The organism is Clostridium sp. 7_2_43FAA (assembly GCF_000158375.2).
Lineage (GTDB): Bacteria > Bacillota > Clostridia > Clostridiales > Clostridiaceae > Clostridium > Clostridium tertium.
Genome location: NZ_JH815222.1, coordinates 3,213,173 through 3,226,588, shown reverse-complemented (window position 1 = coordinate 3,226,588; position 13,416 = coordinate 3,213,173). Strand labels below are relative to the sequence as shown.

The following is a 13,416-nucleotide window of genomic DNA, read 5'->3' as shown; positions in this document are numbered from 1 at the left end:
TTCCGCCAGGAGCATAGCTGGGTAGCTAAGTCGGGAAGGGATAAACGCTGAAAGCATCTAAGCGTGAAGCCCCCCTCAAGATGAGATTTCCCATAGCATAAGCTAGTAAGACCCCTTGAAGAACACAAGGTTGATAGGTCAGAGGTGTAAGTGTGGTAACATATTTAGCTGACTGATACTAATAGGTCGAGGGCTTGACCAATAAAAATAGGCTTGAAATTAATTCGTATGCAATTTTCAGAGAACACTCTGAAAATGAAATCTGGTGATGATGGCGTAGAGGAAACACTCCTTTCCATTCCGAACAGGAAAGTTAAGCTCTACAGCGTCGATGGTACTGCATGGGTGACTGTGTGGGAGAGTAGAACGTTGCCAGGTAATGTGGCTCGATAGCTCAGTCGGTAGAGCAGAGGACTGAAAATCCTCGTGTCCCTGGTTCGATTCCTGGTCGAGCCACCAGGTATGGCGCTATAGCCAAGTGGTAAGGCAGAGGTCTGCAAAACCTTTATTCCCCGGTTCAAATCCGGGTGGCGCCTCCAAAAAAATCCTACAAGATTACTTGTAGGATTTTTTTTATTTAAAAATTATCTTTTTCTGGATAAGTAAATCATCATCAGATAGGAATTCAAATGCTGAACCTATTGGTATAGTTATATTAGGATAATCATGACCTATAGGAAGATATTGAATAATAGGTATATTTAAAGGCAGTAATTTTTGTTTTATAATATCATCTATTGAAAAATCAGTATCTTTATTTGTACAATCGGTAAAATATCCTATTATTATTCCACAAAGCTTTTGGATCTTTCCACAGGAAATTAGTTGAGATAACATTCTATCCACAGTATAAGGGCTTTCATTAACATCTTCGATGAGTAAGATATTATTCTTGAAATCTATTTCATATGGAGTCCCAATTGTGGAACAAATTATAGATAAGTTTCCTCCAACTATATTACCTTTAAAATTTTGTTTATTCCATACTAGATAATTTTCTCCGCAGATATCTTTCAAATTGTATATTATTTTAGAGTTTTTATTTGTAAAAACACTTAAAAAATATTCTTTAGTCATGATATCATCAAAATTTGAAGTTATCATTGGGCCATGAAATGTAGCAAACTTACAGGTTTTACTAATATAATTTAATAATAAGGTGATATCACTATATCCGCATAAGGGCTTAGGATTACTTTTTATAAGTTTTAAATCTAAATAAGAAACCATTCGAATTGATCCGTAGCCGCCTCTAAGACAAACTATGGCATCTACTTCCTTATCAGCAAACATAGAATTAAGATCGTCTGCACGATCTTTATCAGTTCCAGCCAAATATCCATAAGAATCATATAAATGCTTGCCTTTTTTTATTTTAAACCCTAGCTTTTTAAATATATCAATTTTTTTATCTATAAATTCTTTAGATTCTGGTGAAGCTGGAGCAATAATACCAATAGTAGCAGAATTATTTAATGATTTTAATTTTAACACTATATACACCTACTTAAAATTATTTATATGTAAATATACTACAAAAAAAATAAAGCTAGTACTTATAACTAGCTTTATTTCTATGAAAACATATCTTTTCTATACAATAAGTATGCTGCACCGAATGTTAATACTAAGGTAATAACCATTGTAATCTCAAAACCATATTCATTATTAATTAGTGGCATTTTTATAAAATTCATTCCAAATATGCCACCAATAAGAGTAGGTATTGCCATTAATATTGTAACAGAAGCTAAAACCTTCATAACTATATTTAGGTTATTTGAAATAACAGAAGCAAAGAAATCCATTGTACTTGCAAGAATATTGCTATATATTTCAGTCATTTCAATAGCTTGCTTATTTTCAATTATAACATCTTCTAGAACATCTTGGTCTTCTTCATATTTTTGCATTATATCTAGTTTTAGCATTTTTTCAAGAGTAATTTCATTTGCCTTAAGTGATGTAGAGAAGTATACCAAAGATTTCTCTAATGAATGTAATTGAATAAGTTCTCTATTTTTCATAGATTTATGCAATCTTTTTTCTATCATTAAACTCTTTTTATCTATTTGTCTTAAATAAATTAAGTAAGAATTTGATATTCTATTTAAAATTTGTAATATAAATCTTGATTTCTTAAATGAATAAAATGATTTTACTTTACCGTTTATAAAATCAGTTAAAATACGACTATTTTTTAAGCATATTGTTATAATTTGTTTTTCGGTATGAATAATTGCTAAAGGGTATGTATCATATGTAAGAGAATTATCTTCCATTTCGGTAAATGGGATATCTACTACAACTAATAAACAATTCTCTTCTATATCTATACGAGAAGTCTCTTCATCATCTAATGGAGCTTTTAAAAATGATAATGGAACACCAGTCTTCTTTGAAATTAAAATTAACTCTTCATCAGAAGGTGCTATAATATTAATCCAACAACCTGGCTCTAGATTATCGAGAATTTTCAGTGATGGATTTTGTTCACTAATACTTTTATAAATTTGTATCATAATTAACCTCCTTAGTTAAGTTTCAAAGATAATTATACTATTAATATGATTATTTGTAATATGATAAATAAATTTTTATTAAAAAAAATTATTGATATAGATAAATGAAGATATTAAAAGAAAAAATGTATATTAAGAAAGTAATCTGATTTAACCAAAAGAGAAGATAAAAATATGACTATTAATTATTAAATATTAATATGGATAAAAGTATAAATAATTAGTATAATCACAATATTGCTTAAATGAATAGAGTAATGTCTTAATGGGGGATAAATACAAAATGATGCATAGAGAAGTTGTTGCTAAAAAGAGAGTACCGGTTATTTCAATGATTTTATTTGTGATAACAGCTACATTATATTTGGGGGAAGCAGTAGAAAGATCTAAATATAATAGACATATAATTGGTCATATATTTAATGTAGCTCTAGTATTAACAACTATAATTTTAATTGTTAAAGAAATTAGAAGTTGTTCGGTATCTTATAAGTATGCAGTAATAGCAGACAAGCTTATAATAAATCTAATTAATAATAAAGAAGAAAAGAATTTAGAAAGTATAAGAATCTCTGATGTACTATATATAGGTGAAAGATCATCTATACCTAAAGAGTATCAATTTATAAAAAAATCAAAAAAGTACTTATGTAACAGAATTAATTCAAAATCATATTATTGTATTTTTAAAAATGGAGATAGAATTGAAAAGATCAAATTTCAACCAAGTGATAAACTTATTACTAAGCTAATAAAGCACGGAGAGTTGAAATGTAGGTTATTAGAAAGAAAAGTTATATAATAAATGGCTCTATATAGAAAAATAGACTCTATATAGAGCCTATTTTTTATAAAATTCATTTTTTACTTCTGACAAAAGATTTTCATTTAATATGATATCATATCCAGTAAATGATAAAGATAAAGCTGCTTTCATTGCTTCATCAAAAGCATAATCAGATATTGTAGCATTAGCGAATTCTTTTGTACCATACCTTATACTATCATCTGTAACTATTGAAATATAAGGATGAATGCAAGGAACTTTTTTGCTAACAATACCTAAGCTTAATCCAGAATAAATATCCCTTGGACCAGAAATATTTATTATGCCATTTTCCTTTAAATTATGGCTAAACAATCTATTTAAAGTTCTATTGGTTATTAATTCTTCATTTTCGGGTTCATATAAAGAAAATGAATATTGAACTCGTATAAGTTTTGAAACATAAATTGCAATTTCCCTTAATTTGCTTTCTGCAATTTTAGCAATATCCATTTCCTTAGCTCTAATATAAAATTTAGCTTCAGATTCTAATGGTAATAGTAAAGGAGTAAAGCCTCCATTGGATAATATTGAGTTCACCTCTACGTCTTCAGGAAATCCTTTTAATAATGAATTTAAGATATTAAATGTTAAAAGAATACCATCTAGCGAAGTATATGATCCTTTATTTAAGAAGCTTAATCCACTATGCCCTATAAATTTGATGCTTAATGGTATTATAGCAGATGAACTTCCACTTTCTGATGTTATAGTATCTGGATGTGCAACCAAAACAACATCAATATCATCAAACACACCTTGTTTTACCATAACTGATTTTGTTCCACCTAGATATTCACCAGGGCAACCTATTAATATTATGGTGCCACCTATTTTTTCAATAACAGAACTTAATGTTAAAGCAGCAGCAATTGAAGTCGATGTTAATAAGTTATGACCGGTTAAATGCCCATCGCCAGGAACAGCATCATATTCACATAAAAAACATATTTTAGGATAACCATTTCCTTTAAATGCATAGAAGGATGTTTTTAAATCTAAAAACTCCTTTTTTACAGTAAATTCATGATCAATTAAGAAGTTACAAATATAATTATAACTATTATATTCATTGTAGCTTTCTTCAGGATTATTATATAAATAATCATTTAATTTCTTTATATCATCTTTATTTTTTTCTAAATAACAAATCATTTCTTGTTTCATATTATATTCCTCCCAAATTATCTTGTTTTTAATTTTCCCTTAAATGCAAATAATTATTTATAAAATAGCTAATATATTAATTTAATAAGACAGTAAATTAAAAACATATATCTAATGTTCCTTATAAATTACAAGATCATTGAGTTATGTAAATATTCTTATTCATATATTCATGTAGACTAACCATAAAGCATTTTTATAATCATATATAATTTTTTGAAAGTATAGAAATACTATTATTTGGTGAGAATTATAATAAAATTATTATAAAAGGATGGGATAGTATGGATTTATTAATAAAAGGAATAGATAAAAATGAAAATAAATGTAAGGTTTGTGGAAAAGAAGTATATAGTGATATAATTATAGAAAAAAGCTTATTATGCCATTATTGTAATGAGAAGATAGCAACAATGACAGTTGATGATTTTGAGTATAACTTTTATAAAGATAGAATAAGAGATTGGCTATTAAGCAACTATAATTTTTAAATAGCATGAGGTATAAATAAATGGACAAAGGAAAATTTATAGTATTTGAAGGTGGAGACGGATCTGGTAAAAGCACAATATTGGACATGGTATATGATTATTTGATAGAAAATAATATAGAGTGCATTAAGACAAGAGAACCAGGTGGAATTAAAATATCAGAAGATATACGAGAAGTAATATTAGATACTAAGAATACAAAAATGGATAGTAGAACCGAGGCATTACTATATGCTGCTGCTAGAAGACAACACTTAGTTGAAAAAGTTATTCCTGAGATTGATAGAGGAGCTATAGTATTATGTGATAGATTTATATATTCATCACTAGCTTATCAGGGATATGCTAGGAATATAGGAATAGATGAAATATATCAAATAAATAAATTTGCAGTAGGTGAATATATGCCAGACTTAAATATATTATTTGACTTATCACCAGAAATAGGATTGGAGAGAATAAACAAAAATAAAGAGAGAGAAATAAATAGATTAGATTTAGAAAAAATTGATTTTCATAATAAAGTAAGAGATGGATATCTTAAATTATATGAAGAAAATAAAGAGAAGTTTGTAAAAATAAATGCAGAAAAATCAATAGAAGAAGTTTTTAATGTTGTAAAAGAAATAATTACTGATTTTATTAAATAAAATGTATTGAGAGAAAAAAATTTTAATCAATTTATATAGCTTTTATGATAGAATATTATTATAGGAGTATAATTTTATTGGAGGGGTTAATATGAAATTAGTAATAGCTATGGTACAAGATGATGATGCTTTAGATTTAGTAGATGCAATCACAGAAGCAGGCTTTAGAGTTACTAAGTTAGCATCAACTGGAGGTTTTTTAAAATCAGGAAATACAACTTTAATTATAGGTGTTGAAAAAGATAAAGTTCAAGCAGTTATAGATGTTGTAGAAGATGTTTGCAAAACTAGGAAACAAGTTATAACAACGCCAACCCCTATTACAGGAAATGTTGATATGTATATGTCATACCCTATAGAAATTGAAGTTGGGGGAGCTACTATATTTGTTATAGATGTAGATCAATTTATTAAAATATAATTACATTGGAGGGTGTAATGGGACAATTTATTGGACACGAAAGAATAATTGATAGTTTTAAAAAAAGAATAGAAAAAGATGAAATTTCCCATGCACATATAATTGTAGGAGAAGATGGAATTGGAAAGAGCAATTTAGCTAAGATATTAGCTAAAAGTATATTAGGCGTACATGAAGATAGAAATTCTATAGATATTGTAAATTATAGATCTAAAAAATCCTCTTTTGGGGTAGATGATGTAAGAGAAATTGTTGATGAAATAAATAAGAAGCCCTTTGAGAGTGATAAAAAAGTTATTATAATTTATGATGGAAATAAATTGACAGTACAAGCACAGAATGCTCTTTTAAAGACTATAGAAGAACCACCAAAAGGTGTTTTTATTATTTTATTATGTGAGAGTTTAGAGCTTATTTTAGATACTATAAAATCAAGATGCCAAGTATATAAGCTAACTCCATTAACAAAGAATGAAGTTAATATTTATATAGAAAGTTTGGGTATTGATGATTATAGTAGTGATGAAATAAAAGCAGCTATTGCATACAGTGAAGGAATCCCAGGAAAAGCTGAGAATTTTCTAAGGGATTCCTCATTAAAAGATCTAAGAAATATATTAATTGATTTATTATATACATTAGTTAATGGTAATACGAAAAGTCTTTTAGATTTTGAAGATAAGATATTATCATTTAAAGATAAAAAAGAAGAAATACTGAACATTTTAGCCTCCTTTATAAGAGACGTAATTGTCTATAAAGAAATAAGCGATACTAGTGGAATAATAAATGGGGATAAAATAGAAAATATAAAACAATTAGCTATTGAAATGTCCTATAAGAGGCTTAACAAAATAATTGATAAGATTGGAGATGCTAGATTGACATTATTAAGTAATTCTAACTTCCAATTAACGATTAGAGTAATGCTTATAGGTTTTATGGAGGTTTAAATAATGATAAAAGTTGTAGGCGTAAGATTCAAGAAAGCCGGTAAAATATATTATTTTGATCCAAGCGATTTAAATGTAAAAAAAGGAGACTTTGTTGTTGTAGAAACAGCAAGAGGAATAGAGTTTGGAGAATGTGTTATTGGTATTAAGGAAATACCAGAAACTGATATAGTGGCACCATTAAAGAGTGTTATAAGGATTGCAGAAGAAGAAGACATAAATAAACATAAGGATAATAAAGTAAAGGAAAAAGATGCTTTAGAGATATGCTTAAAGAAAATAGAAGAACATGGATTAAATATGAAGTTAATCGATGTAGAATATACTTTTGATAATAATAAAGTTATATTCTATTTTACAGCTGATGGAAGAGTAGACTTTAGAGAATTAGTAAAGGATTTAGCAACTATATTTAAGACAAGAATAGAATTGAGGCAGATAGGGGTCAGAGATGAAGCTAAAATGTTAGGAGGACTAGGACCATGTGGAAGACCATTATGTTGTTCTACATTCCTTGGTGATTTCGCATCTGTATCTATAAAGATGGCAAAGGAACAAAATCTATCTTTAAATCCAACGAAGATATCAGGAATATGTGGTAGGTTAATGTGCTGTTTAAATTATGAACAAAGCACATATGAAGATATAAGAAAAAGATTGCCTAGAGCAGGTTCTATCGTTTCTATGGGCGATACTACTGGTGAAGTTGTAAGCAATAGTACTGTTAAGGAAAGTGTGAAGGTCAAATATAGAAGAGGCGATGAGGAAGTAGTAGAAGAATTTAAAATAGATGATATTGAGCTTGTTGAAGGTAGCTATGAAGATTCAGTAGATGAATCAGACATAAAACTAGAAATAGAATCTCCAGAAGATAAAAAATTAATAAAGGATCTTATAAAGGATAATTAAGGGGGGAAATCTTAATGAAATCACTATTAAAGGTTGCTAATCTTAATACAAATGATGATGTTATTAGCATAAGAGAAGCTGTGGCACATAATGAAGGTGTTATAGCTTGTGAGGTAAGTTTATCTAAAAAAGAAGTAAGTGTAGTATATGATGATAAAAGTATAACTGAAGATAAAATAATTATATCTATTGAAGAAGTAGGATATAGTATAATCTAAATAAAATGATAGATAAAATAAAGTGAAATATCATATTATATAAATTCTTCTTAAGCCTTTAAAAATTTAAATGCTTATGATAAAATAGATTGTGAAATAAATTCATAATATTAGGAGGTGCTTTTTATGGCATTCAAAATTGAAGATTCATGTGTAAACTGTGGTGCTTGCGCTGCAGAATGTCCAGTTAATGCTATAAGTCAAGGAGATACTCAATTCGTTATCGATGAAGACACTTGCATAGATTGTGGAAACTGTGCAAATGTTTGTCCAGTAGGAGCTCCAGTACAAGCATAATTTTACATAAAGAACCGCTAATTATAGCGGTTCTTTATTTTTATGCAGATAATAGTATTACAGAACATCTATCTTTAAAAGATAAATCATTAGAATATATAGTATTTGTATTATAAGATAAAATATTTTTTAACGAAGATAAAAATTTATGAGGACCATCTAAATAAAAATATTCAGAAGATGTTTTAAAAAACATTGGAATTATATACTTAGGTTTTAAACTCAAGGCGAGTTTAGCAGCAGAAAATCCATCTAAACAAAAATGTCCGCCTATTGGAATGAATAAAAAATCTAAATCAGTTAGCTTATCTAATAAGTTATCATTCAACTGATGACCTAAAGAACCAAGATGACAAACTTTAAATTCATCTATGTTTAACAAATAAATTATATTTTCACCGCGTTTATATCCAGAAAGATTATCTTTAAATGTTTTATATCCCTTTAAGGTAACAAAATCATTTGAAAAAGAACAAGCTGAATTTACTATTATACAATTTTTATCAACATGCTTATTAATAATTTCATTATTATGAGTATGGCTAAATGTAATTATATTTGGATTCAAATCATATTTTTCTATATAAGGGTATATTTGTATTGGATCTAAAAGAATTCTTTTACCAGTAGAATTTTTTATTAAAAAACTTGTATTACCAATCCATTTAATTTCCATATTTGATCACCTCTCAATATATAGTTTGGATAAAAAATGCAATATCATTCGCTTTTATTTTAGAAAATAAAAGCAGTGAAATGGACATATTAAAATTTATAATATATAATAAAAGTCAAAGAAGGTCAATCAGGAAAATAAGTTTAAGAAGGTGAAAATATGGCAAGAATTTCAGATACAATAGAAAATTTTATTAAAGATATGATAAATGAAGAAAGAGAAAGACAAGTATTAATTCAAAGGAATGAATTAGCAGATAAATTTTCATGTGCACCATCGCAAATCAATTATGTGCTCACAACAAGGTTTACTTATGAAAAAGGTTATATAATAGAAAGTAAAAGAGGTGGCGGAGGGTGCATAGTAATTAAAAAAATAACATACGATGATAAGGATGAAAGACTGTTATTAATAAATACTTCAATAGGAGAAAGTATAACATATGGAGGCGCTTTATCTATACTAGATCATTTAAAAGATACTAAAAATATTACTGAAAAGGAATATGAAATAATAAAAATATCTTTAAATGATAGAACATTAGTATCTGTGGAAGACAAAAATAAATTAAGGGCTGATATGTTAAAAGGAATTATTACAGTTATATTATCGTAAAATATTTTAAGTGGCCAAGGTTTATCTGTATAGTTGTTAATTTTAGCAATAGGGTATGGAGGTATATATGATTTTTGGGAAGTTAACAGAGAGGGCACAATTAGTACTAGTAGAGGCTCAAAAAGAGTCACAATATTTTAAACATGGATATATAGGTACTGAACATATTCTTTTAGGGTTATTAAAAGAGGGTGGATATGCAAAGCAAGTATTATATATTAATGGAGCTACTATTGATAAAGTAAGAAAGCTTATAGAAGATTATCTTGGTTTTGGAGATATAGATATATCAGTAGGTGAGATGTTACTGAATCCTAGAACAAAGAGATTATTTGATGATAGCTTAGTAAAGGCAAGAATATATGATCATAATTATATAAATCCAGAGCATATTTTATTAGCTTTATTAGATGATACAGAGGGTGTAGCTTATACAATACTTTCTACCTTAAAGTTAGATTTGAAATTAATAAAGACTGATATAAGTAATTATCTATATGAGAAGGAGGTAGAGGAAATAAAAGTTGAAGAGAAGGCTAAGAAAAAAACTGTTAAAACTCCTCTATTAAGCCAATATGGAAGAAATCTAACTATGATGGCTAAGGAAGGAAAATTGGATCCAGTAGTAGGAAGGGAAAATGAAAATAGAAGAATTTTAGAGATACTGTGTAGAAGGATAAAAAATAATCCTTGTTTAATTGGAGAACCTGGAGTAGGTAAAACAGCAGTTATTGAAGGGCTAGCCCAAAGAATAATAAATGGAAATGTGCCAGAAATACTAAAGGATAAAGTAATAATTTCATTAGATTTAACTTCTATGTTAGCAGGAGCTAAATATAGAGGAGAATTTGAAGATAGATTAAAAAAAGTAATGGATGAAATAAGAAATTCTAAAGATATAATAATATTTATAGATGAAATTCATACAATTGTTGGAGCGGGTGGTGCAGAAGGTGCTATAGATGCATCAAATATTTTAAAACCTGCTTTAGCAAGAGGTGAAATAAAATGTATTGGAGCTACAACTATAGATGAATATAGAAAACATATAGAAAGGGATTCAGCTCTAGAAAGAAGATTTCAACCGGTTAGAGTTGAAGAGCCATCAAAAGAAGAGACTTTAGATATATTAAAAGGACTTAGGGAAAGATACGAAGCACATCATATGGTAAGGATAGAGGACGAAGCTTTAGAAGCAGCTGTAGAGTTATCAGATAGATATATAACAGATAGATTTATGCCGGATAAAGCTATAGATCTAATTGATGAAGCATCAGCAAAGGTAAGAATAGAAAATTTAACTTCACCACCGGATATAATGAATTTACAACTTCAATTAGAGAATAACTCTAAGGAAAAAGAAGAGGCAATAAGAAATCAAAACTTTGAAAAAGCAGCAGAGTTAAGAGATAAGGAAAGACAATTAAAAAATAAATTGAATAGTTTAAAGATAGATTTAACAAATAATGAGTGTAATAATTATATTGTTAATAGTGAACAAATTGCAAAGGTAGTATCAAGTTGGGCTAAAATTCCTTTAGAGAAATTAACAGAGCAAGAATCAGAAAAATTATTACAACTTGAAGATATACTTCATAAAAGGGTGATAGGTCAAAAGGAAGCTGTAATGGCTGTATCTAAAGCAGTAAGAAGGGCAAGAGTAGGGCTGAAGGATCCCAATAGGCCTATAGGAACATTTATATTTTGTGGACCAACAGGTGTTGGAAAAACAGAACTATCCAATGCCTTAGCAGAAGCTATGTTTGGAGATAAGAAAAATTTAATTAGAATAGATATGTCAGAGTATATGGAAAAGCATTCTGTAGCAAGGCTAATAGGAGCTCCACCTGGATATATTGGTCATGATGAAGGTGGACAGTTGACAGAAGCTGTTAGAAGAAACCCTTATTCAGTTATATTATTAGACGAAATAGAGAAGGCTCATCCCGATGTATTTAATATATTACTACAAATAATGGAGGATGGAAGACTTACAGATAGTAAGGGGAAAATTATAAACTTTAAAAATACAATAGTTATAATGACATCTAATGTAGGAGCTCATGATATAAAAAAACAAAATACTCTTGGATTTTCAGCTTCAAATAGTTTAGTTGATAGTGAATATGAAAAGATGAAGAAAAATATTATGGAAGAAATTAAGCAACAATTCAAACCAGAATTTATAAATAGAATTGATGATATAATTGTTTTTCATAAATTAGAAGATAGTGATATATTAAAAATTGTAAATTTGATGTTAAATAATACCATAGATAAGCTTAAAGATAGAAAAATAACAATTAACTTAAATGAAGAAAGTAAAAGGTTCTTAGTAAATAAAGGTGTAGATACTAATTATGGTGCAAGACCTTTAAGGAGAATAATAACAAAGGAATTAGAAGATAAGTTAAGTGAAGAGATGTTAAAAGGCTACATTAAGGGCGGAGATAACTTAGAAGTATATTGCAATGGAGAGGAACTTTATTTTAAGCATATATCATAGTATAGAGAGGAGATTTTCTTTTTGAAAAAATCTTCTCTTATTTTTTTATTTATTAATAATTTATTAGAGAACGAGTAATAATATTAAGAGAAGAAAAGCTAAGTGGATATAATTAATAAAAATTATTATTTAAAAATAGTTGCATTTTATTTTATAGAAGCATATAATTAAATTAAAGATAATACCCCGGGGGGGTAGAAGGAGTGAGTCATGAGTAAAGAAGTTAAACATAAAGAGTTGATTATAATAGGTGGCGGACCAGCGGGTTTAACTGCAGCAATATATGCAACAAGAGCTAAGCTAGACATGCTTTTACTAGAAGACCAAATACTTGGGGGTCAAGTTAGAAATAGCTATACAATAGAAAATTATCCTGGCTTTAAAAAAGTTTCAGGTACAGAACTTGCTGATTTAATGCAACAACAAGCTGAAGAGCTTGGAGCTGAAATAGATGAATTCGATATGGTGGAAAAGGTTGATTTTAGCGGAGAAGAAAAAATAATTGAAACTAATAGTTATATATATAAAACAAAAACTGTAATAATAGCAACTGGTGCAACTCCTAAAAAATTACCTATTCCAAATGAAGAAAAGTTTTCAGGAAAAGGAATCCACTATTGTGCAGTTTGTGATGGAGCAATGTATGAAGGGAAGATAATTGGAGTTGTAGGTGGAGGAAATTCTGCCTTAGAAGAAGCTTTATTTTTAACAAAATTTGCTTCAAAGGTAGTTATGATAAGAAGACATAATTACTTTAATGGTGAAAAAGCTACAATTGAAGAAGTTATGAATCATCCTAAGATAGAAATTTTATTTAATGAAGATTTAGTTAATGTTGATGGAACTGACTTTGTAGAAAAGGCTATAATAAAAAATTCTAAAGATGGATCTGAAAAAGAAATACCAATGGATGCTGTATTTGGATTTATAGGAACAGTGCCAAAGACAGATCATTTTAAAGATTATATAAATTTAACATCTAATGGCTATATAAAAGCTGATGAAGGTATGAGAACTAACGTTGAAGGAGTTTATGCAGCAGGAGATGTTAGGGAAAAAGAATATAGACAAATAACAACAGCTGTTGCAGATGGAACTATAGCAGCATTACAAGCAGAAAAGTACGTAGTAGAAAAGAAAAAATAATTGAGAAAATTCAAGGAAT

At 28.3% G+C, this 13,416-nt stretch carries 15 protein-coding genes, 2 tRNA genes and 2 rRNA genes; 15 read left to right on the top strand and 4 right to left on the bottom strand.

Going from position 1 to position 13,416, the window contains the following annotated elements; all coding sequences use genetic code 11:
* From CSBG_RS16340 to CSBG_RS16325, 4 genes are all read left to right on the top strand, one after another.
* Window positions 1-202, top strand: a 23S ribosomal RNA gene (locus CSBG_RS16340); the annotation flags it as partial.
* 59 nt (window positions 203-261) lie between these two features.
* Window positions 262-378: ribosomal RNA gene (rrf, locus tag CSBG_RS16335) — 5S ribosomal RNA — on the top strand.
* Between the two features lie 5 nt (window positions 379-383).
* Window positions 384-459, top strand: a tRNA-Phe gene (locus tag CSBG_RS16330).
* A 5-nt stretch (window positions 460-464) separates the two neighbouring features.
* Window positions 465-539 (top strand) — tRNA-Cys (locus CSBG_RS16325).
* A 34-nt stretch (window positions 540-573) separates the two neighbouring features.
* Here CSBG_RS16325 and CSBG_RS16320 read toward each other — a convergent pair.
* Together CSBG_RS16320 and CSBG_RS16315 are read right to left on the bottom strand one after the other, a co-directional pair.
* Window positions 574-1,494, bottom strand: coding sequence for an LD-carboxypeptidase (locus CSBG_RS16320; RefSeq protein WP_008681270.1), 921 nt, complete (start codon window positions 1,492-1,494; stop codon window positions 574-576).
* Between the two features lie 80 nt (window positions 1,495-1,574).
* Window positions 1,575-2,522: a magnesium transporter CorA family protein gene (locus CSBG_RS16315; RefSeq protein ID WP_008681269.1), complete on the bottom strand. Its 948-nt coding sequence runs from the start codon at window positions 2,520-2,522 to the stop codon at window positions 1,575-1,577.
* Between the two features lie 283 nt (window positions 2,523-2,805).
* Between CSBG_RS16315 and CSBG_RS16310 the strand changes: the two genes are divergently transcribed.
* Window positions 2,806-3,324: a hypothetical protein gene (locus CSBG_RS16310; RefSeq protein ID WP_051005299.1), complete on the top strand. Its 519-nt coding sequence runs from the start codon at window positions 2,806-2,808 to the stop codon at window positions 3,322-3,324.
* Between the two features lie 39 nt (window positions 3,325-3,363).
* Here CSBG_RS16310 and CSBG_RS16305 read toward each other — a convergent pair whose 3' ends face one another.
* Window positions 3,364-4,515, bottom strand: a complete 1,152-nt coding sequence (locus CSBG_RS16305) for an amidohydrolase (RefSeq protein ID WP_008681267.1) — start codon at window positions 4,513-4,515, stop codon at window positions 3,364-3,366.
* A 284-nt stretch (window positions 4,516-4,799) separates the two neighbouring features.
* On the opposite strand from CSBG_RS16305, the gene CSBG_RS16300 reads away from it, so the two are divergent.
* The 7 genes from CSBG_RS16300 to CSBG_RS16270 all read left to right on the top strand — a co-directional run bounded on the left by CSBG_RS16300 (window position 4,800) and on the right by CSBG_RS16270 (window position 8,454).
* Window positions 4,800-5,006, top strand: a complete 207-nt coding sequence (locus CSBG_RS16300; protein WP_008681264.1) for a sigma factor G inhibitor Gin — start codon at window positions 4,800-4,802, stop codon at window positions 5,004-5,006.
* A 20-nt stretch (window positions 5,007-5,026) separates the two neighbouring features.
* A complete protein-coding gene (tmk, locus tag CSBG_RS16295; protein WP_008681262.1) occupies window positions 5,027-5,656 on the top strand; it encodes a dTMP kinase in 630 nt (209 codons plus the stop codon).
* Window positions 5,657-5,747: 91 nt separating this feature from the next.
* Window positions 5,748-6,077 carry a cyclic-di-AMP receptor gene (locus CSBG_RS16290; RefSeq protein ID WP_008681260.1) on the top strand — a complete coding sequence of 110 codons (330 nt, stop codon included), beginning with the start codon at window positions 5,748-5,750 and terminating at the stop codon, window positions 6,075-6,077.
* Window positions 6,078-6,094: 17 nt separating this feature from the next.
* Entirely contained in the window at window positions 6,095-7,030 is a 936-nt protein-coding gene (locus CSBG_RS16285) for a DNA polymerase III subunit delta' (RefSeq protein ID WP_008681258.1), read from the top strand.
* A gap of 3 nt (window positions 7,031-7,033) precedes the next feature.
* Window positions 7,034-7,939 carry a stage 0 sporulation family protein gene (locus CSBG_RS16280; RefSeq protein WP_008681256.1) on the top strand — a complete coding sequence of 302 codons (906 nt, stop codon included), beginning with the start codon at window positions 7,034-7,036 and terminating at the stop codon, window positions 7,937-7,939.
* A 14-nt stretch (window positions 7,940-7,953) separates the two neighbouring features.
* A complete protein-coding gene (locus tag CSBG_RS16275) occupies window positions 7,954-8,157 on the top strand; it encodes a heavy-metal-associated domain-containing protein (protein ID WP_008681254.1) in 204 nt (67 codons plus the stop codon).
* A 126-nt stretch (window positions 8,158-8,283) separates the two neighbouring features.
* The gene (locus tag CSBG_RS16270) at window positions 8,284-8,454 is read left to right on the top strand and encodes a 4Fe-4S binding protein (RefSeq protein ID WP_008681251.1); all 171 of its coding nucleotides are present in this window, start codon (window positions 8,284-8,286) and stop codon (window positions 8,452-8,454) included.
* Between the two features lie 40 nt (window positions 8,455-8,494).
* Here the strand turns inward: CSBG_RS16270 and CSBG_RS16265 are convergent, their stop codons facing one another.
* Entirely contained in the window at window positions 8,495-9,130 is a 636-nt protein-coding gene (locus CSBG_RS16265; protein ID WP_008681249.1) for an MBL fold metallo-hydrolase, read from the bottom strand.
* A 159-nt stretch (window positions 9,131-9,289) separates the two neighbouring features.
* Here CSBG_RS16265 and CSBG_RS16260 point away from each other — a divergent pair, with 159 nt between their 5' ends.
* The 3 genes from CSBG_RS16260 to trxB all read left to right on the top strand — a co-directional run bounded on the left by CSBG_RS16260 (window position 9,290) and on the right by trxB (window position 13,397).
* A complete protein-coding gene (locus CSBG_RS16260; RefSeq protein ID WP_008681246.1) occupies window positions 9,290-9,745 on the top strand; it encodes a CtsR family transcriptional regulator in 456 nt (151 codons plus the stop codon).
* A gap of 67 nt (window positions 9,746-9,812) precedes the next feature.
* Window positions 9,813-12,251, top strand: a complete 2,439-nt coding sequence (locus CSBG_RS16255; protein WP_008681245.1) for an ATP-dependent Clp protease ATP-binding subunit — start codon at window positions 9,813-9,815, stop codon at window positions 12,249-12,251.
* 210 nt (window positions 12,252-12,461) lie between these two features.
* Window positions 12,462-13,397 (top strand): thioredoxin-disulfide reductase, encoded by a 936-nt coding sequence (trxB, locus tag CSBG_RS16250; protein WP_008681244.1) that lies wholly within the window; start codon window positions 12,462-12,464, stop codon window positions 13,395-13,397.
* The last annotated feature ends 19 nt before the right edge of the window (window positions 13,398-13,416 follow it).

What these genes read in the sequence shown, in the direction of transcription:
- CSBG_RS16315 (WP_008681269.1), bottom strand. Translation starts at nt 2,522, where the DNA reads ATGATACAAATTTATAAAAGTATTAGTGAACAAAATCCATCACTGAAA.
- CSBG_RS16310 (WP_051005299.1), top strand. Translation starts at nt 2,806, where the DNA reads ATGATGCATAGAGAAGTTGTTGCTAAAAAGAGAGTACCGGTTATTTCA.
- CSBG_RS16305 (WP_008681267.1), bottom strand. Translation starts at nt 4,515, where the DNA reads ATGAAACAAGAAATGATTTGTTATTTAGAAAAAAATAAAGATGATATA.
- CSBG_RS16300 (WP_008681264.1), top strand. Translation starts at nt 4,800, where the DNA reads ATGGATTTATTAATAAAAGGAATAGATAAAAATGAAAATAAATGTAAG.
- tmk (WP_008681262.1), top strand. Translation starts at nt 5,027, where the DNA reads ATGGACAAAGGAAAATTTATAGTATTTGAAGGTGGAGACGGATCTGGT.
- CSBG_RS16290 (WP_008681260.1), top strand. Translation starts at nt 5,748, where the DNA reads ATGAAATTAGTAATAGCTATGGTACAAGATGATGATGCTTTAGATTTA.
- CSBG_RS16285 (WP_008681258.1), top strand. Translation starts at nt 6,095, where the DNA reads ATGGGACAATTTATTGGACACGAAAGAATAATTGATAGTTTTAAAAAA.
- CSBG_RS16280 (WP_008681256.1), top strand. Translation starts at nt 7,034, where the DNA reads ATGATAAAAGTTGTAGGCGTAAGATTCAAGAAAGCCGGTAAAATATAT.
- CSBG_RS16275 (WP_008681254.1), top strand. Translation starts at nt 7,954, where the DNA reads ATGAAATCACTATTAAAGGTTGCTAATCTTAATACAAATGATGATGTT.
- CSBG_RS16270 (WP_008681251.1), top strand. Translation starts at nt 8,284, where the DNA reads ATGGCATTCAAAATTGAAGATTCATGTGTAAACTGTGGTGCTTGCGCT.
- CSBG_RS16265 (WP_008681249.1), bottom strand. Translation starts at nt 9,130, where the DNA reads ATGGAAATTAAATGGATTGGTAATACAAGTTTTTTAATAAAAAATTCT.
- CSBG_RS16260 (WP_008681246.1), top strand. Translation starts at nt 9,290, where the DNA reads ATGGCAAGAATTTCAGATACAATAGAAAATTTTATTAAAGATATGATA.
- CSBG_RS16255 (WP_008681245.1), top strand. Translation starts at nt 9,813, where the DNA reads ATGATTTTTGGGAAGTTAACAGAGAGGGCACAATTAGTACTAGTAGAG.
- trxB (WP_008681244.1), top strand. Translation starts at nt 12,462, where the DNA reads ATGAGTAAAGAAGTTAAACATAAAGAGTTGATTATAATAGGTGGCGGA.